This window comes from Methylobacterium sp. J-001 (assembly GCF_022829565.1).
In the GTDB taxonomy this organism is placed as follows: domain Bacteria; phylum Pseudomonadota; class Alphaproteobacteria; order Rhizobiales; family Beijerinckiaceae; genus Methylobacterium.
This window is the reverse complement of the sequence record NZ_JAKSYN010000027.1, coordinates 52,974-73,462: the sequence shown is the minus strand read 5'-3', so window position 1 is coordinate 73,462 and position 20,489 is coordinate 52,974. Positions and strand designations below refer to the sequence as shown.

The window sequence follows — 20,489 nt, the reverse complement described above, 5'->3', positions numbered from 1 at the left end:
ATGAAGCGATAGTACCACAACCGCGCGAATGCGGTCGTTCGCGCCGAAACGCATCGGAATGACGCTTCAATGCCTCAGAAACCGTGATTGTAAGAAATTTACATGCGCTAAAGTCGGCATTCGGACGCATTGTTCTGTCAAATTCTTACATTGCAGCGACGCGAGCCAAGCTTTAGCGGAAGCAGGTTGTCGGCTACGTCCTGGGCGCCGACGATCGAGGGACTGGTTGTGCCCTCGCCCGATACGCATGAGCACCCGTGGCACAGCTTCAGCAGGCCGACCTGCGCAACCGCCTCCTCCGGGCGCTCGCACCGGACGACTTCTTAGCGCTGCAGCCTGCGTTGCGCCGGGAAGACATGGCCGTTCGGCGGATCATGATCGCTGCCCACACGACCATCGAGACGGTCTACTTCGTGGAGGCCGGCATCGTCTCCGTGACGAACGACGGGATGCGCGGCCGGGTGGAGATCGGGCTGATCGGCCGCGAAGGTCTGGTCGGGGCCGCCCCCGTCCTGCTGGGTGACGACCGCACCCCCTACACCCATTTCGTGCAGGCGCCCGGGCGCATGCTGGCGATCGATGCGCCCGCCCTGCTCCGGGCGGTGGAGGCGCGTCCGGCCATGCGCCTCATGCTGCTGCGCTACATTCACACCCACTTCGCGCAGACCGCGCAGACGGCCTTCGCCAATGCGCGAGGCAACACCCCGATGCGGCTGGCCCGCTGGCTGCTGATGTACCAGGATCGGAGCGACGGTGACGCCGTGATGGTCACGCACGAGTTCATGTCGCTGATGCTGGGTGTCGAACGGCCCGGCGTGACGGCCGCCCTGAGACGGCTCGAGGGGGACGGCTTCGTGCGCAAGCATCGCGGCCTCGTCGAGATCGTCGATCGTGATGGCCTGCTCGAGCTTGCGGGCGACAGCTACGGCACGGCCGAGGCCGAATATGACCGTCTGATCGGTGAGTTCGGCACCGGAGGCGCCGGCACCCCGATGGCGCCATCCCGCGGCCCGTGATTGCGTGCGTTCGCCGAGGTTGAGCCGGCCTCCACGTCGGCGGCGCGCGCCATACCGGCCGGCAGGATCGATGACGGGGCCTCCCGCGTTCTCCTGACGGCTCACCGTCTCGGGAGGATCGTCGTGGGACTCAGTGCTTTCGTCTTCTTCATCGTGCCCTGGATGCTCGTCGCAGCGTGGCTGTTCCGGTCATCGGGCGGTTTCCGGATGGGCGTCCCCGCGACGCCCTGGCGCGCGCTGACGGATTTCCCGGAGCCGCAGCGGGACCAGCGCGACATGGTCGATACCAGTGCCGTGCCGAAGGGCGCCGCATCGGACACGACCGACGACAAGCACCGGCCGTTCCAGGCCGGGTGAGCCGTTGTTCGGTCTCAGGCTGGCCGTTGTCTGAACCGGCCGTGCGCGCGAAACGAAGCAACCACGCGGCTGTTACGGACTTCCCGCGGAATGTCTCCCGTCAGCACCCGCTGCGACACCAGCCCATGCGTGTCGGCTGCTCCTTCGCGTGCGGGATCGCGTGGATCGGTTTGATCCGACCGCGATGCAGTCGCGAGGATAGCCAAAGGGGCGGCAGAAGATCAGAGACTTATGACTCCACAGGGTCGCACCAGCCTCTCGCTGGCACGACTGCCCTCGCTGCTCACTCCATTCGTGCACGCCCCGCTCTCATCCGTCGATCTTATGGCCGAGGGCCTGTCGAGCAGGGGCATCGACCAGCGCTGACGGATTGGCCGCCATATCTCGGCAGCTTCCCGTCAAGCGCTGGAGCCGTCCCATGAATGTGAATGCCCAGGGCTGGGCATCCCGAAGCTTCGGTGGGCGGCCCGGCTACCAGCTACCGGGTCCCCCAACGGCCGCGAAGCAATCTCACCCGAAAACGCGCAGAAGCCCGGTCGTCTGGGGTTTTGCTTGAGCCTTGAGCTGACCCTGGCGAGCCTGGTCACGCTTCCGCACCTTGGCGATGTCGAACTGCTTCTGCATCTCCATCATAGATTCCATTTTAAATCCGAACGTCTTTTCGATTTTAAGTGCCATCTCTGCAGATAGACTGGTCTTCTCGTTCAGGAAATCGGACAGCGATTGGCGGGTGACGCCGAGAAGGGCGGCTGCGGCCATCACGGTCAAGTTGCGGGGTTCGACGATATTGCGACGAATAAAAGCACCGGGATGGCATGGATTCTTCAACGCGTAGGGAATGCCCATCATCTTTCCTCACAAAAGCGCTGGCCTGAGTTCTTCGAAAATCAGCACACACCTGTGGGATTGATCGTCGTGTCTCCGTGGGGGCTCCTTATCGATCAGGCAGTTCCTGGCTCGCGACGCGTCCCAGAAAGCGCCTGAAAGAGACACTTCGCTTCAACGCCTCAATTCTGATCAAGTCACGTTATAGATCACACCCCTGTCCGGCCGCGCCGAACAGGAATATCAACTTTACCGGAGTGCTCGTTACCGTACTGTTCGCGCAACCATTAATTGTCGCGCCGACACATCAGAAGATACGTTATATTTTTTACTTCTCCGGCAAGCGGCGCGGGAAATATCGGTCCGCGTGTCGCCTGTCAAGCGACGCACGACACGATTTTTACTCAGCACAAATCATCGCTTGCCTCTTTATTGAAGAGATCAATCCATGATTTTTCGATAGGTTACGTATTATCTTTTCGTATAATTTTGGATGCGCGGCGAATTGCTGCCCATATTGGGAGAAAAATAGTGCGCCGGAACAGGCGCCCTTGAACGACACGAGAGGAGTATTGTCCCCAAGCGAGACCCGTCCACCGTCACCGGATGAGGCGCGGGGCCTTTCGCACCTTGCCTGCCGCGTCCGCGCGAGGAAGCAGGGAAGGCAAGCATACGTTGCGTCGCGCGCTGAACGGGCTGCGCTACGTGATGGAAGGACCCGCGCTTGGCGACCGATGCGGTACGACCTGTCACGTGGGTTCGCTGGAGATCGGAAAGTCCTTTGCTGACGGTCGGCTCGAGCCGTCGCCCAGCTTGCCGGGCAGTCTATGCCCCGTGCGGCACAGGCCCCGGGCCGCATCGGTGAGCGGAGCGCAGCCGTCCTGAACACCCGGATCTCTGGATTGAGGGCACCTCACAAGACTCCCGCTTCCCGGGAGTCCTCCCTTGACACCCGACGGTGACACGGAAATTTTCGTGCGAGACTCTAAGTCGCTCCGCCCATGCCCTCCAGCAGGTGCAGGTTGAAACTTCCCGCCTCCGCTTCCCAGAGCACGCGCGGCTGCCAGCCGCTCTGGCTCGCCAGAGTTTGGAAGAGCGCGGGGGCGTATTTGTGGGATGTATCGGTGCGGATACGCTCGCCGGCGGCGAATGCGATCGTCTGCCCGCCCAGGCGGTAGGTGGCCGGGCGGATCGCCACGAGATACGCCTCCACCCGCTGCGGATCCGGATAGAGTTCGATGCGGTGCCGGAAATTGTCGAGGTCGAAATCGGCCCCGAGCTCGCGGTTGAGCCGGACCAGGATGTTGCGGTGGAACGCCGCCATCAGCCCGCCCGCCCCGCCATAGGCACGCTGCAGGCGCTCGGGTTCGCTCGTCGCATCGGCTCCCACGAGGAACAGGCTGGGGCCGAGAGTCGTCCGCGCCCGCTCCAGGAACAGGGCGGCCTCCGGGGGCGCGAAGTTGCCGATGCTGGTGCCGGGATAGAAGCCCAGGATCCCGCCGGGCCCCGCCGCGACCGGGAGCTGCACAGGCTTCGTGTAATCGGCGCAGACCGGGACCATGGCGATGTCCGGGTAATCCGGCGCCAGCCGGCCGATCGCTTCCGCCAGGTATTTGCCCGAGATATCGATCGCCACGTAGGCCGCCGGCTCGGGCAAGGCGTCGAGCAGGGTGCGGATCTTGCGGCTCGCACCGCTGCCGAACTCCACCACGGTCACGCCCGGGCGGACCCGAGCCGCAAGCGCGGCGGCGACCTGGGGCAGCAGCGCCATCTCCTGGCGGGTCGGGTAGTAGTCCGGGTTGTGGCAGATCTGGTCGAACAGGTCGGAGCCGGTCGCGTCCCAGAGATACTTGCCCGGCAGGGTCTTTGGCGCGGCGGTGAGGCCGGACAGGGCATCGCGCAGGATTTCCTCGTGCGCATCGACGGGGCCGCTCATGGCCGCGTGACCGTCAGCACCACCAGGGCGAGCCGCTCGACCTCGGCGTAGCCGGCGTTGGCCAGCTCCTCGCCGTAGGCATCCGGATCGAACTCGCGATAGGTCCAGGCCAGGCCGGCCCGGGCGCAGGCCTCGGCCACGGCATCCCGGAACGGGTCCGTCCCCGCGACGATCGCCGCGCCGGTGAACAGGACGACGGTGCCCCCGGGGGCGAGCCGCCGGATCGCCTGCTCGACCACCGCCAGCGGCAGGCCGGCCCCGAGCGAGCCGCCGCCGTGCCGATAGGCCCGGGCCGCGGGGTCGATCATGAAGGGCGGGTTCGACACGATCAGATCGAAGGAGCCCTCCACGTCGCGCAGCATGTCGCTGTGCCGGGCCTCGACGCCGTCGGTGCCGGCCAGACGCGCATTGACCCGGGCGGCCCGCAGGGCGGCGTGGTTGATGTCGACCAGCAGGACTTCCGCCCCGGGCGACCGCTTGGCGATGCAGATCCCGGCCGCCCCCGAGCCGCAGCCGAGATCGACCGCCCGGCGCAACGGTGTTTTCCGCTGCTCCAGATGGGCCAGCACCGCGGAGACGAAGCGCATCGTGTCGGGCCCGAAGAACACCGCATCGGTGGCGCTCGGCGGGTAGACGGAATGAGCGAACAGCTCGCCATCCAGGCTGGAGAACCGCACAGACGCGCGCAGACGGTTACCGTCCTCGACCAAAGCCCCGGCCTCCCGCATCAGCGCCAGGATCGGCCCGGGCAGAAGCTCCGCCCGGAACGGCCGGCTCCAGCCGAACACGTCGCGCAGGGTGTGGGCCTCGGCGTTGCACGACCGGGCGTTGACGATGGCGTGGGTGACCGGAGTCACGGTGGTGAACCCGTAGCCGGCATCGCGTAGCGCGTACCCCAGGGCCAGCAACGCCTCCTGGTTGTGCGGGAAGGGCTCCGGAATGGTATCGGCTTGCGTCATCGGCCCGTCCTCAACCATCGCTTCGGCCCATGACGGCAGTGGCGCGCCGCGAGCCGCGGGCCGTTCCAGCCTTCGGCGGCGCTTCGCAGGGAACGGCGGCGCGCATGCCCGATCCTGCGCAGGAACCGTCCCCACCCGCCGTGGGATTTGAAGGCCGGGCGGCGGATGGACGACGTCTGCCGAGGATCGAAAGGTGCATGGAAGCGCCGGGTCGGGTCGCCGAAGGGCGGCGGGGCGGACGTACGGCAGCCCGGATCGGCACCGGCGACATCCGGAGGTGAATGCCCAGAGAACCGAATATCTCCGGTGTTGTTCCCATGATTGAAGACCTGATCGCAGCCATAACTTATGTTATTCAAGTGACGGCCTCAGTCGAATACTGGACCAGCACCTCCATTATCCGCGAAAACCCCTCGCCCCGCCCGACAGGATGGCGGCGCTTCTGCCACGCTCGCACCGTCGTGATCGGCGGGCGGCCCACCGTTAACCCCCTGATTACCATGCGAACCTAGCGCAAAGGTCTGAAACGGCGCACCCGCGCCGCCTTGAGCGCGACCGATGATTGCCGCCGACTCCGTATTGACCTGGTACAACCTGGCCGGAACCCATCTCGATATCTTCGGATCCCTGGGCCTGACCCTCGGATTTATTGCCGGCCTCATGCCGCGGCGGTCCTGGATGCTTGCCGGCTCGGCGTCCTGCGCCGCCTGTTTCGGTGCCCATTACCTGACGCTCGGAGCGCTTACCGGCACCGCGATGTGCGCCATCGCGGTGGTGCAGAGCCTCGTCTCCCTGACCTGCCTCGGTGCACCGAGCCGGAACGCCTGGGTCCCCCCCCTGTTCGCCGCCACCACCTTGCTGGCGGCCTGGCTGACGATCACCACCTGGAACGGCACGCCCTCGGCCTGCGCGGCGCTCGGCGCCCTGCTGGCGACCGCCGCCCGCCTCAACGCCGCGCCGCAGACGATGCGGCTGCTGTTCCTGGGCGCCTCCCTGTGCTGGGCCGGCCACAATTTCCTGGTCGGCTCGGTCTTCGGACTGACCTGCGATCTCCTGACGATCCTCGGCCTCGGCATCGCCCTGTGGCGCGCCCTCCCGCCCCGCCCGGTCGCCCCGGTCTATCTCCAGGCCTGACCGCGTGAATCGGGGCTGCGGCGATGCATCCGGGAAACCCGATGCGCCGTGGCGGTTGCCTGACGTCCCGGCCGTGTCGCCGGAGGCAACCGAGGAGACAAGGTCTTGCGTGAGGCGACGTATCCGCCCCTCGACGTGCTCAAGCCCGTGGCTGAGGGCGTCTGGATCGTCGATAGCGGCCCCTTGCGGGTGCTCGGCATGCCGCTCCCGGTCCGGATGAGCGTGGTCCGCCTCGGTGACGGCAGCCTGTGGCTCCACTCGCCGACACGCTACGACGCGGCCCTGCACCGGGCGATCGCGGCCCTGGGACCGATCCGCCATCTCGTGGCGCCCAACATCGCGCATTGGACGTTTTTGAAAGCGTGGCAGGAGCATTGCCCGGAGGCCCTGACCTGGGCGGCGCCGAACCTCCGCCAGCGCGGTCAGGTGCGCCGCTCCGGCCTGCGGATCGATCGCGTGCTCGCCGACGCTGCGCCGCCCGAATGGGCCCCGGATCTGCGCCAGATCGTGGTCCCGGGCGGTCTCGGATTCCGCGAGGTCGCGTTCTTCCACACGCGCAGCCGGACCCTGGTGCTGACCGATCTCGTCCTGAACCTGGAGCCGGCCAAGATGCCGGCGCTCCTGCGCCCGCTTCTGCGTCTGGCCGGCATGACCGCACCGGGGGGTCAGCCGCCCCCCTATCTGCGCCTCGTGATCAAGCTGCGCCGGGGCGACGCGGCGCGGGCGGCGGCGGAACTCGTCGCGCTCAAGCCCGACGCCGTGATCTTTGCGCATGGGCTGTGGTTCGCCCAGGACGGCACCGACCGCCTGCGGGACTCGCTGCGCTGGCTCGGCGATTTTTCCTAAGCGCCCAACGGCTTGAAGCCTTTCAAGTGTCCTCCTGCGCCGGATCCGGCGTCTCGGCATCCTCGGCCGCGCCGGATCCGTCCAGCGACTTGGCCAGCTCCATCAGCACCTCTTCCACCATGGGTGGCCACGGCACCTTCTCCTCGTCCAGAAGCCGCGCCGCTCCGACCAGGGCGTTGATCTGTTCCTCGTAGACCGGCCGCTGGACCAGTTGCGCGTACCGCACGCGGGCAGCCAGGGCTGTCGCGAGGCGCTGGACTTCGGCAATCCGCGCGCTCGACGCGCCGGCGCCATCCCGGTTGCCCATCCCTCACCCCTCTCGGATCGTCGCCGGGCCTAGATAGGCCCCAGGATGAGGGAAGGGAGCAATCCCGGTCTGCTCAGCCGGATCGGCGCGCATCCTCGATGCAACGGGGCACGGCGGCGAGAAGCTTGCGCTTCCCGGACCTGTGGCGGACGAAATCCTCGAGCGGCTTGCAGGCCGGCAGCCCGGGCGCATCGCTCGGCGCGGCTAGGACGTCGTCGGACGGCGCGTCCTCCGGCAGTTCGACCCGCTGGCCGACGAGGTAAGCTTCAAGATCGATAAGTCGGTGGCGCAATCGCCAGATATCGTTCTCGACGCCATTCAACTGAACCAGCAGATCGGAGACGGTTCCCTCGCGGGCCGCGATGGCCGACAGGACGCTGGCGCGCTCGTTCAGCAGCACCGCCTTGACGGTCGGGTTCATCGTAAGCCCCTTGATCGTGACGATGCCAGTAACGGGCCGTCCCGTGCATAGGGCAAGCCTCAATAGAGCTTAGCCGCTACCCCGAATGGCGAGGCCGTGCCGCGCACCGTTCAGCCTTTGCGTGACGGCGATCCTCGCGACCCGCGCACGGGCGAGAACGGAACTTTCAGCCACCAAGTGCGTCGGTTCCACGCAGATGAATAAGCGCCGGGAGGTCACCATGCGCGCGCCCCTGAAGATCGCTACCCTCGTCGTCCTCGCCCTGGGCACACAGCCCGGTTGGGGCCAATCGGTGAGCCAGACGGGAACAGGCGGCGGCCCGGCCACGGCCGCGAAAGCGCCCCACACCACGGCCACGGGTCAGACGGTCCCGAACCCGAGAGCGCTCGGCCCGAACGAAACCGGCAGCATCGACCGTCGCAGTCCGGCCGAGCAACGCAATGACGCCATCACCCGCGGCATCTGCGTCGGCTGCGCGCACCCATAGACGACCGAACCGCGCCGCGATCGGGAACGCCCTCAGCTCTCGGCCCGCAGGCTCTTGATGATGCGGCTGGCGATCTTGCGCACGGCCTCGTCGTCGCGCGCCTCGCCCTCGGCCCGATCCCAGAGGTGATCCAGGCTGCGGTCGAGTTCGTCCAGAAGCTCCGGGTGGCGCTGGGCTAGGAAACGGATCGTGCCGAACAGCAGATGCTCGGTTGCCATCTCGTGCCGGCTTGCGTCGGCAACTTGGTCCATCGGGGTGGAAGTCGAATTGGTCATGGCGCTCCAACGGTCCGGACGCCCCCTGGTTCGGTGGCGCCCATGCGGTGCGACGCCGTGGCGCCCGGAGGGCCGGGGTAGGTCCCGATGGCGCAGTCAGGAACTGCCCTGCGCGAGACACCGTTTGACGGCCACACAGGGAGGTCGACGATGGTTGATGCTGCGCAGATCCAGGAACATGCCGAGGTCGTCGGGTCCGACGGAGTCCATGTCGGCACCGTCGACCATATCGACAAAGGCGAGATCAAGCTTACCAAACGCGATGCGGCCGCGGGTGGCCTGCACCACTACATCCCGCTGGATTTCGTCCGGGCCGTCGAGGGCGGCAAGGTCCATCTCGATCGGCCGGCCGACGAGGTGAAGCGCGAGTGGTCGACCTCCTGACCGACAGGCTCAGCGGCGGAGGCCGCCAATCCACGCGGTGAGCGGCTCTACGAACGCCGCCCAGGTCCGGGACCAGACGGTCCCGGTCCGGCCGTCCTGAGCAGGTCCGGCGGCCATGAGTGACGCGACGAAGGCATCCTCCTGCACTTTGCACTCATCGAGGGCGTTGCGCTCGTCCCCGGCCCGGCTCTGGCCGGGCGGCTGGTGAGCGTAGGAATCCCGCAGGCAGCGGTGCCAGGCCAATTCGAGCGCACGTGGATCGGCCGGTGCGGCCGCCAGCGCAACCGAACCGATATCGATCAGAACGAGCATCGAACAGAAGCTGAGCACGGGCATGCGCATGTCGCCCTTATGCCCGATTCGCCGGTTCTTTGCCTAGAACGAACGAGCAACAGTCGCGTGATCCGGACTGTGTCCGGTCGGGCGCGGCATCAATCACTTGCGGTTGCGCCGGCTCGGCGGACGGGCGATGGCCCGTCGGCTTTCTGCGTCTTGGCCGCCGAACTGCAACAGCTTCCGGCCGGTAGGCCCTGTATGCGGGAACGGTCGGCGCGGTGGTGCGGGACGCGGGGCTCAACATGGACAAGTGGGTGCTGAGCCTGGTGCGACTCGCGGCCTGGATAATTGTCGCGGCGATCATCGCCATCACGTTGGCGCCGATCGGTCTCCGCCCGGTGGTGACGGCCAACCCGAGCTTCGAGCGGGCCGCCGCTTACGCGTTGGCCGGGCTGCTCCTGACATTGGGCTACCCGCGGCGCTGGCCCTGGATCCTGCTCGGCGCCGTCCTCTTGGCCGGCGGCCTGGAGGCTGGTCAGACCTTGACCGGCTCGCGCCACGGCCGGGTTGATGATTTCCTCGTGAAGGCCGCCGCCGCGCTCGTCGGCGGGATCGTGGGGCTCGCGATCGCCTCCCGGGCGGCCCGCCCCCGTCAAGCCCGCGCAAGCGACTGACGGGGAAACCGTCGAGTTTCCGCGACGTTGTCGTGCGGGGCTCTCAGGCGAGGTGCTGACATGTTCAGCGCGGGCAAGCTCACGGGGCGGTTCTGGTTCCGCAGGACGTGGACGGGCAAGCTGATCCTGCTCGTCGAGGAAGAGAAGCCGCGTTGGTTCGGCCGCGGGACGCTGACCAAATCCCGCTGGCGCGATGCACGGTTGCTCGATCTGGCCGAGGTGCCGTTGCGCGCACTGATGACCCTGGAGCGGACCTACCGGGCGGACTACGCGTCCGGCGCAACTCCGCAGGCGGTTGCACCGCCGGTCAAGCGCGGTGCGATCCCGACGCCGATCGGGCGGGCTGCCAGCGCCCGAGCGTGAAGGCGCGGGCCGAGCTTGAAGGGCAAGGCTCGGCCCGCCTGCCGTTCGGCTTCCTACCCCTCGAAGCCGGAGCGACGCTTCGAGAGACCACGGGACGGTTAAGACTCTCTGAACAGCGTCACCCCGCATTCGGCCCCAGGCTCCTCGCATGCCGGGACTGCCACTTCCCGCAGGGGCCGGAGGCAAGCGTTCCGCGTATGGGCGCCGAACTCCGCCCCGCCGCAACCAATGTGGCAAGATCATCACTTTATGCTGGTATTCAACAGATACCTCGACCAACAACAGATGCGATCACTTGTTTTTGCTCGAATAGGCGCTTGACTGGTGGCAGATAGAGCGACGTTGATCGCGCAATTGTCCATCGAGAGCCGACCATGGAAGACGACACCGCGTTTCCTCAAGACGACCAAGTCGATGTCATCGCTCTGACCGCCGACATCGTGTCTGCTTACGTCTCCAACAACTCCGTACCGACACTCGAACTGCCGACCCTGCTGTCGCGTGTTCACGAGGCGCTGACCGGCCTGGGCCAGGCCGGCGCGCCAGTCGAGCCGGAAGCCAAGAAGCTCACCCCCGGCCAGGTCCGGAAATCGATCACCCCGGATGCGCTGATCAGCTTCATCGACGGCAAGCCGTACAAGACGCTGAAGCGGCACCTCACCGGGCACGGTCTGACCATCGAGACGTACCGGGAGCGCTTCGGGCTGCCGCACGACTACCCGACGACAGCAGCCAACTACTCGGCCATGCGCGCCGAATTCGCCCGGACCGCGGGGCTCGGCCACAAGCGCCGGAAGCCGGCCCAGAAGGCCGCCGGGCCCGTTGAGGCCGTCGAGGCATCGGCAAAGCCCGCCCGAGCCCGCAAGCCCGCGTAGGATCACACGCGGTCCAGAAACGAGCGACAAATCGGAAGTCCTCACCGGGTGAAGACTTCCGATCATCGGGCTTTCGCGGTAGATCGGCTGGCCAGGATCGGCATTCGAACCGACCGGCCGCGAGGAAACCCGAGATGAACCGCACGCGATGCGCCGCGGCGACCTTCTGATGCCGTCCGGAACCGATCCCGGCACGGTTGACCGCGCCGCCATGTTCGGCCCGATCCGCGCAGCCGCCTGCCTCTCCGACATCGAAACCGTCGTCGCCGGATCGCCGAACCGGCGTGCCCGGAGCCTGCGCTCGCACCCGTGAGCGGCCCGGAGACGGCCGCCGACGAGGAGGATCACCATGGCCGAGTCTGAGATCGAACGGTCGGCGATGCACCGCATCGGGTGGCGGCTCGTACCGTTCCTGATCCTCGCCTACTTCGTGTCCTTCCTGGACCGGGTGAATGTCGGCTTCGCCGCCATCCAGATGAACCACGATGTCGGGCTGACCGCGACGCTGTTCGGTTGGGGCGCCGGCATCTTCTTCCTCGGCTACTTCCTGATGGAGGTGCCCAGCAACCTGATGCTGGAGCGCTTCGGGGCGCGGCTCTGGATCGCCCGGATCATGGCGACCTGGGGCGTCATCTCCATGGCCATGGCACTGGTGCAGGGGCCGTGGTCGTTCATCGCCCTGCGCTTCCTGCTGGGGGTGGCCGAGGCTGGGTTCTTCCCCGGCGTGATCCTGTACCTGACCTATTGGTTTCCCTCGGCCTACCGGGCCCGGATCGTCGGCATCTTCATGATCTCGATCCCGATCTCGTCGTTCCTGGGCTCGCCGATCTCCGGGGCGCTGCTCGGCCTCAACGGATGGGGGCTCGCCGGCTGGCAATGGCTGTTCATCCTGGAGGGCCTGCCCGCCGTCCTGATGGCCGGCGCCGTGCTGTGGTTCCTGCCCGATGGGCCGCGGCACGCGGCGTGGCTGCCCGAAGCCGAGCGGGACTGGCTGGAGGGGCGCCTGCGGGAGGAATCGGCCCGCAATGCCGCCCGCACCGGCGGAGTGGGCTCGCCCTCGCTGGGGACCATGCTGCGCGACCGGCGGCTGATCCTGTTCGCGGCGATCTATTTCGGCTCGACCGCCAGCAGCTACGGCCTGACTTTCTGGACGCCGCAGATCGTCAAGAGCTACGGCCTGACGAACTTCGAGACCGGCCTGCTGAACAGCGTCCCCTACGGCGTCGCCTCCGTGGCGATGATCCTGTGGGGCCGGCACAGCGACAAGGTCGGCGAACGGCGCTGGCACCTGGCGATCCCGTTCCTCGTCCTGGCGGCCGGCCTCGCCGGGGGAACGGTCCTGTCCGGCATCCTGCCGCTGGTCGGCGCGCTGACCGTGGCGGCGGTGGGCGTCTACATGCTGAAGGGACCGTTCTGGGCCCTGGCCACCGAGGAACTGCCGCCGGCCGCGGCCGCCGCCAGCATCGCGGCGATCAACGCGGTCGGCAATCTCGGCGGCTTCCTCGGACCCTACCTGATCGGTGCGATCAAGGACGCCACCGGCAGCTTCACCCTGGCCCTCACGCCGCTGATCCTGTTCGCTCTGATCTCGGCCGGGCTGTCGCTCGTGCCGGGCCGGGCCCGCGCCGTGGCGTCCGCGCCGAGGGCCGCACCGGCCCGCTGAGGCGGCTACCCCCCTTGATCCCGTTCGGCGATGACCGGCTTATGCTAGAGCTTGCGATCACTGGGTCTGTGGAGTCGATGGCGTGCGTGCAGGGTCCCGTTTGTCCGAGCGCTGGTTCAACGCCGCCCTCTGGCTCGTCGCGCTGCTGTTCGCGTGGTTCCTGATCGGGCTTGGCTCTCTGGTCGTCGGCGACCTGCCGCAGGTGGAGCAGCGCTACACCCTTGAGCAGTTCCTCGAATCCGATCAGGCCCGGGCCTCGACCGAGACGCTCAAACAGATCCGCCGGGAGATGGACGACACGAGACGCCGGATCGAGCAGGACCAGCTGGCGCTCGAAGCAGCCCAGGGGGCGACCGAGGGCGCCCGGGAGACGTTTGCCAATTGGCTGAAGACGCGGGACGCGACCCAGCGGGTCGACCAGGATCCCGGCCTGATCGCGCGCACGAAGCAGCTCGACGCGCTCAAGGATGCCGAACGAGCGGTCGAGGACCGGCTGACCGCGCAGGCCCAGGCGCAGGCCGCGCTATCCGAGCGCGAGCAGGAGCAGGTCCGCACGGACAGCGCCCTGCGCGCGGATGCTCAGCAGAAACTCGACGCGGCCGAGCGCGGCCAGGAGCTGCGGGTGTTCGGCTACCGGCTCGCCCTGACCCTGCCGCTGCTCGTCCTGGCCGGATGGCTGCTGCTGAAGCGGGGGCACACGCGCAACTGGCCGTTCGTCTGGGGCTTCGCGTTCGCCGCCGCCTTCGCGTTCTTCGTCGAGCTGGTCCCGTACATGCCGAGCTACGGCGGCTACGTGCAGTACGGCGTCGGCGTGCTCGTGACGCTGGTCGGCGGGCGGGCGGCGATCAACGCCCTGCACGCCTACCGGGCGCGGCAGGCACAGGTCGAGGCGCGGCCCAACGAGGAGCGGCGCACCGAGATCGCCACCGATCAGGCCCTGGCGCGGCTCGCCAAGAAGGTCTGCCCCGGCTGCGAGCGGCCGGTCGCGCTCGGCGATCCGAACACGAATTTCTGCCCCCATTGCGGGCTCGGCCTGTTCGAGGATTGCCCGGCCTGCACGCAGCGCAAGAGCACCTTCGAGCGATTCTGCCACGCCTGCGGCACCCCGGGCGCCGGCACGGTGCAGCCGGCGGCGTAGGACCGAGCCCTCACTCGACCGAAGCCGGCGCCGGCCGTCCGACGACCCGGCTCAGCACGCGCCCGAGCTGGTCGGCGGAATAGGGCTTGTGCAGCAGTTCGAAACCGTGGGTGCCCTCCTGGGCCAGGACGTGGCTGTAGCCCGAGGTCAGCAGCACCGGCAGGTCCGGCAGACGGCGCGCCAGCTCCTGGGCCAGCGCCAGGCCGCCCATCCCGGGCATGACCACGTCCGAGAACACCACCTCGAAGCCGCCGCCATCCTGGCCGAGCCGGTCGAGCGCCGCTTCGGCATTGACCGCCCAGACGGTCTCGTAGCCGAGATCCTGCAGAATCTGGGTGGCGAACCGGCCGACCTCGACATTGTCCTCGACCACCAGCACCCGCTGCCCCGCGCCGAGCGGCGAGAGCGGCGCCGCGGTGCCGTCGGCCTCGTCGATCCCGCGATCGACCTCGACCTGCGGGAGATACAGGGTGAAGGTCGCCCCCTGCCCCGGGGCGCTGGTCACGTCGACGTTGCCGCCCGATTGCTTGGCGAAGCCGAACACCTGGGACAGGCCGAGGCCGGTCCCCTTGCCGACCTCCTTCGTGGTGAAGAACGGCTCGAACAGGCGGCCGAGGTCGGCCTCCGAGATCCCCGCGCCGGTATCGGTGAGCGACACCGCCGCGAAGGCGGTTTCCGCCCCGGCATGGCCGCGGATCGCCGGCATAGTGCGCCCGCTGGCCAGCCGCAGGGTCAGCGTGCCTTCCCCGTTCATGGCGTCCCGGGCGTTGACCGCCATGTTGACCAGGGCGGTCTCGAACTGGCTGACATCGGCCCGGATGTAGCAGGGCGCGTCGGGCACCTCGGCGATCACACGGACCCGGGCGCCGATCACCGTGTCGAGCATATCGGCGATCCCGCGGACCTTCTGGCCGACATGGAACACCTCGGGCTTCAGCGCCTGGCGTCGGGCGAAGGCGAGGAGCTGGCCGGTGAGCTTGGCGGCCCGGTCCACGGTGTCGGAGACGGCATCGAGGTAGCGGGCCTTGCGCGCCTCCGGCAGGTCGGGCCGGCGCAGGAAGTCCACGGACGACCGGATGATCGTCAGCAGGTTGTTGAAATCGTGCGCCACGCCGCCCGTGAGCTGGCCGACCGCCTCCATCTTCTGCGACTGGCGCAGGGCGTCCTCGGTCCGCATCAGCTCGCTGGTCCGCTCGGCGACCCGCTGCTCCAGCGTGTCGGTCAGGGTACGCAGCATCATGATGGCGCGGTCGCGCTCGGCCTCGACGGCCCGGCGATCCTCGACGTCGATCAGCACCCCCGGGAAGCTCAGCGGCGTCCCATCCGGCCCGAGATCGACCCGGCCGTTCGCCTCGATCCAGTAATACTTCCCGTCGATGCGCCGCACCCGGTACTGGTGCGCGTAGGCGCCGCCGCGGGCGATCACCTCGTTGATCGCCGCGATCAGCCCCTGGCGATCCTCGGGATGGACCGTGCCGATCACCTGCTCCAGGCTGAGCCCGACCCGCCCGAGGGCCGGATCGAGGCCGAAGCTGCGGGCGAACCCCTCGTCCACGGTGAACTCGTCGGCAGGCAGATCCCACACCCAGGTGCCGATGATCGCGCCGGCCGAAAGGGCGAGCTGGATGCGGTCGGCATAGAGCTGCGCGAGCGCCTGGCTCGCCTTCAGTTGCTGCTCGGCCAGCACCCGCTCGGTAGTCTCGACCACGACCGCGATGACTCCGGCCGGCTGCCCGGACTCGTCGAGCACCGGCGAGTAATCGAGGTTCATCCAGACCTGCTCGGGCCGGCCGTAGCGGTGCAGGGTGAGTTCCTGGTCCTTGTAGGACAACGTGCCGCCGGCGAGCCCCACCCGCATGACGTTGTCGTTGAAATCGGCCACCTCTGGCCAGCCCTCGCGGACCTTCGAGCCGAGCAGTTGCGGGTGCCGCCCGCCCGCAAAGGCCGAGTAGGCATCGTTGTAGATCATGATGCCGTCCGGCCCCCAGAGCAGCACGATCGGCACCGGCGACAGCAGCACGGTGCTGACGGCGGAGCGCAGGCTCTGAGACCAGCCGGTGATCGGGCCGAGCGGCGTGGTCGCCCAGTCATAAGCCCGGACGATCGCGCCGAGCTCGCCGCCCCCGGGGAGGATTGCCGCCGCGGCCCTCATGGCTTGCCCGGCTCGCGTGACCGCACGAAGGCCCCCTGCGGGGCCAGACAGGGCTGACGATCGACCGCGTGCACCCGGTCGCGGGTCTTGCGGCCGTGCAGCACCGCCCGCGATACGGGCCTCGGCAAGATCGATACGGGTCCGCGCAGAGCCATGGCAGCGGCATCGCCCGTGAGGACAAGTCTTACAAGCATGCGGTCGGCCGTACCCGGATGTTTTCGTCCAGAAGAGCCATTCTGAGACCTGCCTGCCACAGTGCGGATCGACGGGGCCGGACGGGGTGCAGACCGCCGGATGCCTGGAGCGAACGCGCGCGCCGGCCGTTCGGTCGCAAAACCGGCCGGATGTTCGGTGCCATGACTGCGCGGGCCTGATGGCACCCGGTGGAACGCCGCGCGGCCTGAACCGTCTTCGATCAGCGGCAGCCGCGCTTGCTGGCCGCCGAGCGCGTTCATAGATGCCGTCGATGAGCCCGATCCCCTTCGACAACAGCTATGCCCGCCTGCCGGAGCGTTTCTACGCCCCGCGCGCGCCCACGCCCGTGGCAGCGCCCCGCCTGATCCGGCTGAACCGGTCGCTCGCCGAGAGCCTCGGCCTCGATCCGGACTGGCTCGCCGGCCCGGATGGGGTGGCGGCGCTGGCTGGAAACCAGGTTCCCGCGGGGGCGACCCCGCTGGCGGCGGCCTATGCCGGGCACCAGTTCGGCCAATTCGTCCCGCAACTCGGCGATGGTCGGGCGATCCTGCTCGGCGAGGTCATCGACCGGACGGGACAGCGCCGCGACATCCAGCTCAAAGGATCCGGCCCGACGCCGTTCTCCCGGCGGGGAGACGGCCGCGCCGCGCTCGGGCCGGTGCTCCGCGAGTACCTCGTCAGCGAGGCCATGGCAGCCCTCGGCATCCCGACCACCCGGGCGCTGGCCGCCGTCACGACGGGCGAGCCGGTGGTGCGCGAAACCCTTCTGCCCGGCGCCGTGCTGGCCCGCGTGGCGTCGAGCCATATCCGAGTCGGCACCTTCCAGTTCTTCGCCGTCCGGGGCGATGTCGAGGGCCTGCGGGCGCTCGCCGATCACGTGATCGCCCGTCACTATCCCGAGGCGGTCGGCGTGGAGAAGCCCTACCGGGCACTGCTCGAAGGCGTCGTCGCCCGCCAGTCCGCGCTGGTGGCGCGTTGGCTGCTGGTCGGGTTCGTCCACGGGGTGATGAACACCGACAACATGTCGGTCGCCGGCGAGACGATCGATTACGGCCCCTGCGCCTTCCTGGACGTCTACGATCCCCGGACGGTCTTCAGCTCCATCGACCAGCACGGACGCTACGCCTACGGCGAGCAGCCGCGCATCGCACTGTGGAACCTGACGCGCCTCGCCGAGACCCTGCTGCCGTTGCTGGCCGCCGACGAGACCGAGGCGGTCGCCGAGGCCGAGGCGGCGCTCGCCGGCTACGGGCCACGCTTCGAGACCGCCTACCACGCGGGCCTCAACGCCAAGCTCGGCCTGACCGAGGTCCGGGATGGAGACCCGGCGCTGGCGGGCGACCTCCTGAAGCGGATGGCCGAGAACCAAGCCGACTTCACCCGCACCTTCCGGGCCCTATGCGCCGCGTCTGCGCACCCAGAAGCCGACGCAGCCGTCCGCGACCTGTTCGTCGATCCGACCGCCTACGATGCCTGGGCCCAAAGCTGGCGCCCGCGCCTCGCCCAGGAGGCCCGCGATTCCGCCGCGACGGAAGCCGCGATGCGACGGGTCAATCCGGCCTTCATTCCGCGCAACCATCGCGTCGAGGCGATGATCGCGGCGGCGGTGGAGCGCGACGACTTCGCGCCGTTCGAGGAACTCCTGATGGTGCTGTCCCGCCCTTACGACGACCAGCCCGCCATGGCTCGCTATGCCGAGGCGCCCGAGGGTGGCGGCGTTGGCTACCGGACGTTCTGCGGCACCTGAGCCGGCCGTCACGGGTGCGGCCACGCGTAGATCTCGTGGATGCTGTCGCCGTCCCGAAACCAGTGCACCCGTGTGGCCGGATTGAAGCCGTGCTCCCGGTAAGAGGCGGCGATCCCCGAGACCAATGTCTGCGCCGCGAGCTGATCCGGGATCTCGTAGGCCAGAAGCTGCGGATGGTCTTCGTGGGCCTGCGCGCGGTCGCGAAGAAAGATCGAATAAGAGTTCATCGTGATTGCACCTCAGACGCCGTGATGCACGAAAGCATAAGTCGGAGGTGCCAGGCTTGTTCAGCGGCCTACCGCGTCAGGGTTAATGGTTTTTAACACAAATTCCGGCAATTTATTCACTGACCGGCCATCCGTACGTTTCCGGACTATCCCCAGACGATCTCGGCTCGGCGCTGGCGTCGGCCTGGATTTGCTTCCTAGAATGGGCTAACCGCCTGCCCGGGGCGGTACGTGCCGCTCTGGGGCGTGGAAACCTCTTGTTTGACGGTTTGGTGCCGACCGCGAGGGCACTTGTATCCTTGACCGCGCGGTCGGGGAGCCTGCGGCGCATGTCCAGGTGTTCCGGCACTAAAGGTCGTAGGGACCGTTCAAACACGGTTTTCCAACTCCCCGACTAAGGGTGGTTGAGGAGGCATGTCCGCGGGGACGCACCGCAGACACCAGCCTGTCGGGGAGGTCGCCCATGGGCTCCGACGATCCCGTGCTGCGCGCGCGCCAGCTTGCCGCCCTACGCGCAGCCTACGAGGCGTGTGCGAACCAGGCTGCCGAACGGACCGGTGGTGGTGTCGCGCTTCATGCTCGGGCGCTGCTGGGACGCATCCTGGCTCTGCTGGGAGGATTGCAGGAACACGCGGATCCCGGGCCCTGATACTCGGCTCGGGTCGTGCCGGATGATATCCTCCCGGGGTCGATCCCGAGTCCGACGATGCGTTGCGCCACCACAAAACCGGCCAAACCACGCCACCTTACCCGGACCATGCTGCTCGGTGCCGGGCTGATCGGCCTGCCCCCCCGCCGCCGCGGCCGCAGAGCGCCCGAGCTACCAGAACGACCGGCGGGGCCTCTTCCTGTCGTTCCTCAACGCACCGAGGCCCGGCTCGGCGATGACGCAATCCCCGCGCCTCGGCCTGTCCTTTGGCGGCGAGCCCCGTCCGGTGCTGGTGGATACCGGTTCGACCGGCATCGTCGTGTCGGCAGCCCGCATCCCGCATGTCGAGACCCTGCCGGGCCGCCCCGGACGCCTGACCTATTCGAGTTCCGGGCGAATCATGATCGGCCGCTGGGTGACAGTGCCGGTGACCCTGTGGGGCGGTGACGGCGCCAGCGTCCCGACGCTGCCGATCCCGGTTCTCGCGGTCGAGCGCATCGACTGCACCGCCAAGGCCCGCAACTGCACGCAAGAGGACGCCCCGGGCCACGTCGCCATGATGGGCATCGGCTTCGGGCGCGAGGACGACAGCCAGGCTGAGAGCACGCCGGACACCAATCCGCTGCTCCATGCCGAGCCGCCCGGCCCCGGCGCGGTGCATCGCGGCTACGTGGTGACACGGCGGGGGCGTGCATATCGGGCTGACGCGCGCCAACACGCGGGGGCGCTTCCGCTTCGTGAAGCTCGATCCGCATCCGCGGGTCGCCGGGGACTGGCTCGGCGTTCCGGTCTGCATCACGGTGAACGACCGGGCACCGGGAACCTGCGGGCGGGCGCTGATCGATACCGGCGTGACCGGCATGTTCCTGACGCTCCCGCCCGAGCAGGTCGCCGGCAGCCTCGACGGGCATGGCGCGCTCCTGCCTGGAACGCGCCTGAGCTTCCGGTTCGGCGACGCGGCCGGCTACGCGATCGCGAGCGGCGAGGCCAACTCCCCCCTGGCGCCCGGGCGCATCGTCCTCAGCACCACCCGCCCGCTTCCATTCGCGAATACGGGGCTGCGCCTGCTCAATGGCTTCGACGTCCTGTACGACGCCGAGGGTGGCTTCTACGCTTTCCGCGACCGGCACGATCTTCCGGTGGCCGACGAGCCGTAGCCCACTCACGGAGCCTGAGATGCTGCGCCCTGCCGTCCTCGGTCTCCTGGTGGGCGTTCCGGTCGCCGTCTCCGCCGCGGAGGCGGATTGCACCCAGGCGCCCAACCAGACCGAGGCCAATATCTGTGCGGCCAACAATTTCGCCCCGGCCGATGCCGAGCTGAACCGGCGGTACACGGCTCTGCGCGACAAGCTCGACAGCAACGGCCGGCACAATCTTGTGGCCGCCCAGCGGGCCTGGATCGCCTTCCGCGACCTCGAATGCAACCTGCGCACCGGCTACGACGCCACCACGCCGGAGGCCAACGGTACGATCGCGCCGCTGCTCGTCGGAACCTGCAAGACGCAGCTGACCCGCCAGCGCATCCAGGACCTGATCGCACAGATCACATGCCCGGGGGGCGACCTCGCCTGCACGCCGTGAGC

At 68.2% G+C, this 20,489-nt stretch carries 25 protein-coding genes and 1 pseudogene; 16 read left to right on the top strand and 10 right to left on the bottom strand.

The features are described 5' to 3' along the window. Nucleotides 1-257 precede the first annotated feature (257 nt). Both MKK65_RS01830 and MKK65_RS01825 read left to right on the top strand, forming a co-directional pair. Complete coding sequence (locus MKK65_RS01830) at nucleotides 258-1,016, top strand: Crp/Fnr family transcriptional regulator (RefSeq protein ID WP_243954810.1); 759 nt, start codon at nucleotides 258-260, stop codon at nucleotides 1,014-1,016. A gap of 123 nt (nucleotides 1,017-1,139) precedes the next feature. Beyond that, on the top strand, nucleotides 1,140-1,373 hold the full coding sequence (locus tag MKK65_RS01825; protein WP_243954808.1) for a hypothetical protein: 234 nt from the start codon (nucleotides 1,140-1,142) through the stop codon (nucleotides 1,371-1,373). 510 nt (nucleotides 1,374-1,883) lie between these two features. On the opposite strand, the gene MKK65_RS01820 is transcribed toward MKK65_RS01825, so the two are convergent. The 3 genes from MKK65_RS01820 to MKK65_RS01810 all read right to left on the bottom strand — a co-directional run bounded on the left by MKK65_RS01820 (nucleotide 1,884) and on the right by MKK65_RS01810 (nucleotide 5,093). After that, nucleotides 1,884-2,222, bottom strand: a complete 339-nt coding sequence (locus MKK65_RS01820; RefSeq protein WP_313902013.1) for a HigA family addiction module antitoxin — start codon at nucleotides 2,220-2,222, stop codon at nucleotides 1,884-1,886. Between the two features lie 961 nt (nucleotides 2,223-3,183). Then, on the bottom strand, nucleotides 3,184-4,134 hold the full coding sequence (gene egtD, locus MKK65_RS01815; RefSeq protein WP_243954806.1) for an L-histidine N(alpha)-methyltransferase: 951 nt from the start codon (nucleotides 4,132-4,134) through the stop codon (nucleotides 3,184-3,186). Then, complete coding sequence (locus tag MKK65_RS01810; protein WP_243954804.1) at nucleotides 4,131-5,093, bottom strand: class I SAM-dependent methyltransferase; 963 nt, start codon at nucleotides 5,091-5,093, stop codon at nucleotides 4,131-4,133. The genes egtD and MKK65_RS01810 overlap by 4 nt, the downstream gene beginning before the upstream one ends. Before the next feature lie 558 nt (nucleotides 5,094-5,651). Between MKK65_RS01810 and MKK65_RS01805 the strand changes: the two genes are divergently transcribed. Continuing rightward, nucleotides 5,652-6,227 (top strand): YgjV family protein, encoded by a 576-nt coding sequence (locus MKK65_RS01805; RefSeq protein WP_243954802.1) that lies wholly within the window; start codon nucleotides 5,652-5,654, stop codon nucleotides 6,225-6,227. A gap of 105 nt (nucleotides 6,228-6,332) precedes the next feature. Next, nucleotides 6,333-7,073 (top strand): DUF4336 domain-containing protein, encoded by a 741-nt coding sequence (locus MKK65_RS01800; RefSeq protein ID WP_243954800.1) that lies wholly within the window; start codon nucleotides 6,333-6,335, stop codon nucleotides 7,071-7,073. A 22-nt stretch (nucleotides 7,074-7,095) separates the two neighbouring features. Here MKK65_RS01800 and MKK65_RS01795 read toward each other — a convergent pair whose 3' ends face one another. Continuing rightward, on the bottom strand, nucleotides 7,096-7,380 hold the full coding sequence (locus tag MKK65_RS01795) for a hypothetical protein (protein WP_243954798.1): 285 nt from the start codon (nucleotides 7,378-7,380) through the stop codon (nucleotides 7,096-7,098). A gap of 73 nt (nucleotides 7,381-7,453) precedes the next feature. After that, complete coding sequence (locus MKK65_RS01790; protein ID WP_243954796.1) at nucleotides 7,454-7,801, bottom strand: hypothetical protein; 348 nt, start codon at nucleotides 7,799-7,801, stop codon at nucleotides 7,454-7,456. A 220-nt stretch (nucleotides 7,802-8,021) separates the two neighbouring features. Here MKK65_RS01790 and MKK65_RS01785 point away from each other — a divergent pair, with 220 nt between their 5' ends. Next, on the top strand, nucleotides 8,022-8,288 hold the full coding sequence (locus MKK65_RS01785) for a hypothetical protein (protein WP_243954794.1): 267 nt from the start codon (nucleotides 8,022-8,024) through the stop codon (nucleotides 8,286-8,288). A gap of 32 nt (nucleotides 8,289-8,320) precedes the next feature. Here MKK65_RS01785 and MKK65_RS01780 read toward each other — a convergent pair whose 3' ends face one another. Further along, nucleotides 8,321-8,563: a hypothetical protein gene (locus MKK65_RS01780; protein ID WP_201025768.1), complete on the bottom strand. Its 243-nt coding sequence runs from the start codon at nucleotides 8,561-8,563 to the stop codon at nucleotides 8,321-8,323. 150 nt (nucleotides 8,564-8,713) lie between these two features. Here MKK65_RS01780 and MKK65_RS01775 point away from each other — a divergent pair, with 150 nt between their 5' ends. Next, complete coding sequence (locus MKK65_RS01775) at nucleotides 8,714-8,947, top strand: DUF2171 domain-containing protein (RefSeq protein ID WP_058192827.1); 234 nt, start codon at nucleotides 8,714-8,716, stop codon at nucleotides 8,945-8,947. A 9-nt stretch (nucleotides 8,948-8,956) separates the two neighbouring features. On the opposite strand, the gene MKK65_RS01770 is transcribed toward MKK65_RS01775, so the two are convergent. Then, nucleotides 8,957-9,283, bottom strand: a complete 327-nt coding sequence (locus tag MKK65_RS01770; RefSeq protein ID WP_243954792.1) for a hypothetical protein — start codon at nucleotides 9,281-9,283, stop codon at nucleotides 8,957-8,959. 218 nt (nucleotides 9,284-9,501) lie between these two features. Here MKK65_RS01770 and MKK65_RS01765 point away from each other — a divergent pair, with 218 nt between their 5' ends. From MKK65_RS01765 to MKK65_RS01740, 6 genes are all read left to right on the top strand, one after another. Continuing rightward, complete coding sequence (locus tag MKK65_RS01765; protein WP_409565346.1) at nucleotides 9,502-9,897, top strand: hypothetical protein; 396 nt, start codon at nucleotides 9,502-9,504, stop codon at nucleotides 9,895-9,897. 60 nt (nucleotides 9,898-9,957) lie between these two features. Further along, nucleotides 9,958-10,260, top strand: a complete 303-nt coding sequence (locus tag MKK65_RS01760; RefSeq protein WP_243954790.1) for a hypothetical protein — start codon at nucleotides 9,958-9,960, stop codon at nucleotides 10,258-10,260. A 374-nt stretch (nucleotides 10,261-10,634) separates the two neighbouring features. Then, complete coding sequence (locus tag MKK65_RS01755; RefSeq protein ID WP_243954788.1) at nucleotides 10,635-11,135, top strand: MucR family transcriptional regulator; 501 nt, start codon at nucleotides 10,635-10,637, stop codon at nucleotides 11,133-11,135. 148 nt (nucleotides 11,136-11,283) lie between these two features. Beyond that, on the top strand, nucleotides 11,284-11,448 hold the full coding sequence (locus tag MKK65_RS01750; RefSeq protein WP_243954786.1) for a hypothetical protein: 165 nt from the start codon (nucleotides 11,284-11,286) through the stop codon (nucleotides 11,446-11,448). A 36-nt stretch (nucleotides 11,449-11,484) separates the two neighbouring features. Next, nucleotides 11,485-12,798, top strand: a complete 1,314-nt coding sequence (locus MKK65_RS01745; protein ID WP_243954785.1) for an MFS transporter — start codon at nucleotides 11,485-11,487, stop codon at nucleotides 12,796-12,798. Between the two features lie 82 nt (nucleotides 12,799-12,880). Then, nucleotides 12,881-13,936 carry a zinc ribbon domain-containing protein gene (locus tag MKK65_RS01740; protein WP_243954783.1) on the top strand — a complete coding sequence of 352 codons (1,056 nt, stop codon included), beginning with the start codon at nucleotides 12,881-12,883 and terminating at the stop codon, nucleotides 13,934-13,936. 10 nt (nucleotides 13,937-13,946) lie between these two features. Here the strand turns inward: MKK65_RS01740 and MKK65_RS01735 are convergent, their stop codons facing one another. Beyond that, entirely contained in the window at nucleotides 13,947-15,491 is a 1,545-nt protein-coding gene (locus MKK65_RS01735) for an ATP-binding protein (protein WP_409565347.1), read from the bottom strand. A gap of 123 nt (nucleotides 15,492-15,614) precedes the next feature. Beyond that, nucleotides 15,615-16,088 (bottom strand): annotated as a pseudogene (locus tag MKK65_RS31475) (PAS domain-containing protein); the annotation flags it as partial. A gap of 466 nt (nucleotides 16,089-16,554) precedes the next feature. On the opposite strand from MKK65_RS31475, the gene MKK65_RS01730 reads away from it, so the two are divergent. Next, on the top strand, nucleotides 16,555-18,030 hold the full coding sequence (locus tag MKK65_RS01730; RefSeq protein ID WP_243954778.1) for a protein adenylyltransferase SelO: 1,476 nt from the start codon (nucleotides 16,555-16,557) through the stop codon (nucleotides 18,028-18,030). A gap of 8 nt (nucleotides 18,031-18,038) precedes the next feature. On the opposite strand, the gene MKK65_RS01725 is transcribed toward MKK65_RS01730, so the two are convergent. Further along, nucleotides 18,039-18,257, bottom strand: coding sequence for a hypothetical protein (locus tag MKK65_RS01725; RefSeq protein WP_243954776.1), 219 nt, complete (start codon nucleotides 18,255-18,257; stop codon nucleotides 18,039-18,041). A gap of 463 nt (nucleotides 18,258-18,720) precedes the next feature. Here MKK65_RS01725 and MKK65_RS01720 point away from each other — a divergent pair, with 463 nt between their 5' ends. The 3 genes from MKK65_RS01720 to MKK65_RS01710 all read left to right on the top strand — a co-directional run bounded on the left by MKK65_RS01720 (nucleotide 18,721) and on the right by MKK65_RS01710 (nucleotide 20,487). After that, nucleotides 18,721-18,906 (top strand): hypothetical protein, encoded by a 186-nt coding sequence (locus tag MKK65_RS01720; protein WP_243954774.1) that lies wholly within the window; start codon nucleotides 18,721-18,723, stop codon nucleotides 18,904-18,906. Between the two features lie 689 nt (nucleotides 18,907-19,595). Beyond that, the gene (locus tag MKK65_RS01715) at nucleotides 19,596-20,063 is read left to right on the top strand and encodes a hypothetical protein (RefSeq protein WP_243954772.1); all 468 of its coding nucleotides are present in this window, start codon (nucleotides 19,596-19,598) and stop codon (nucleotides 20,061-20,063) included. A 19-nt stretch (nucleotides 20,064-20,082) separates the two neighbouring features. Then, nucleotides 20,083-20,487, top strand: a complete 405-nt coding sequence (locus MKK65_RS01710) for a lysozyme inhibitor LprI family protein (RefSeq protein WP_243954770.1) — start codon at nucleotides 20,083-20,085, stop codon at nucleotides 20,485-20,487. The last annotated feature ends 2 nt before the right edge of the window (nucleotides 20,488-20,489 follow it).

What these genes read in the sequence shown, in the direction of transcription:
- MKK65_RS01820 (WP_313902013.1), bottom strand. Translation starts at nt 2,222, where the DNA reads ATGATGGGCATTCCCTACGCGTTGAAGAATCCATGCCATCCCGGTGCT.
- egtD (WP_243954806.1), bottom strand. Translation starts at nt 4,134, where the DNA reads ATGAGCGGCCCCGTCGATGCGCACGAGGAAATCCTGCGCGATGCCCTG.
- MKK65_RS01810 (WP_243954804.1), bottom strand. Translation starts at nt 5,093, where the DNA reads ATGACGCAAGCCGATACCATTCCGGAGCCCTTCCCGCACAACCAGGAG.
- MKK65_RS01805 (WP_243954802.1), top strand. Translation starts at nt 5,652, where the DNA reads ATGATTGCCGCCGACTCCGTATTGACCTGGTACAACCTGGCCGGAACC.
- MKK65_RS01795 (WP_243954798.1), bottom strand. Translation starts at nt 7,380, where the DNA reads ATGGGCAACCGGGATGGCGCCGGCGCGTCGAGCGCGCGGATTGCCGAA.
- MKK65_RS01790 (WP_243954796.1), bottom strand. Translation starts at nt 7,801, where the DNA reads ATGAACCCGACCGTCAAGGCGGTGCTGCTGAACGAGCGCGCCAGCGTC.
- MKK65_RS01785 (WP_243954794.1), top strand. Translation starts at nt 8,022, where the DNA reads ATGCGCGCGCCCCTGAAGATCGCTACCCTCGTCGTCCTCGCCCTGGGC.
- MKK65_RS01780 (WP_201025768.1), bottom strand. Translation starts at nt 8,563, where the DNA reads ATGACCAATTCGACTTCCACCCCGATGGACCAAGTTGCCGACGCAAGC.
- MKK65_RS01775 (WP_058192827.1), top strand. Translation starts at nt 8,714, where the DNA reads ATGGTTGATGCTGCGCAGATCCAGGAACATGCCGAGGTCGTCGGGTCC.
- MKK65_RS01770 (WP_243954792.1), bottom strand. Translation starts at nt 9,283, where the DNA reads ATGCCCGTGCTCAGCTTCTGTTCGATGCTCGTTCTGATCGATATCGGT.
- MKK65_RS01760 (WP_243954790.1), top strand. Translation starts at nt 9,958, where the DNA reads ATGTTCAGCGCGGGCAAGCTCACGGGGCGGTTCTGGTTCCGCAGGACG.
- MKK65_RS01755 (WP_243954788.1), top strand. Translation starts at nt 10,635, where the DNA reads ATGGAAGACGACACCGCGTTTCCTCAAGACGACCAAGTCGATGTCATC.
- MKK65_RS01750 (WP_243954786.1), top strand. Translation starts at nt 11,284, where the DNA reads ATGCGCCGCGGCGACCTTCTGATGCCGTCCGGAACCGATCCCGGCACG.
- MKK65_RS01745 (WP_243954785.1), top strand. Translation starts at nt 11,485, where the DNA reads ATGGCCGAGTCTGAGATCGAACGGTCGGCGATGCACCGCATCGGGTGG.
- MKK65_RS01730 (WP_243954778.1), top strand. Translation starts at nt 16,555, where the DNA reads ATGAGCCCGATCCCCTTCGACAACAGCTATGCCCGCCTGCCGGAGCGT.
- MKK65_RS01725 (WP_243954776.1), bottom strand. Translation starts at nt 18,257, where the DNA reads ATGAACTCTTATTCGATCTTTCTTCGCGACCGCGCGCAGGCCCACGAA.
- MKK65_RS01720 (WP_243954774.1), top strand. Translation starts at nt 18,721, where the DNA reads ATGGGCTCCGACGATCCCGTGCTGCGCGCGCGCCAGCTTGCCGCCCTA.
- MKK65_RS01710 (WP_243954770.1), top strand. Translation starts at nt 20,083, where the DNA reads ATGCTGCGCCCTGCCGTCCTCGGTCTCCTGGTGGGCGTTCCGGTCGCC.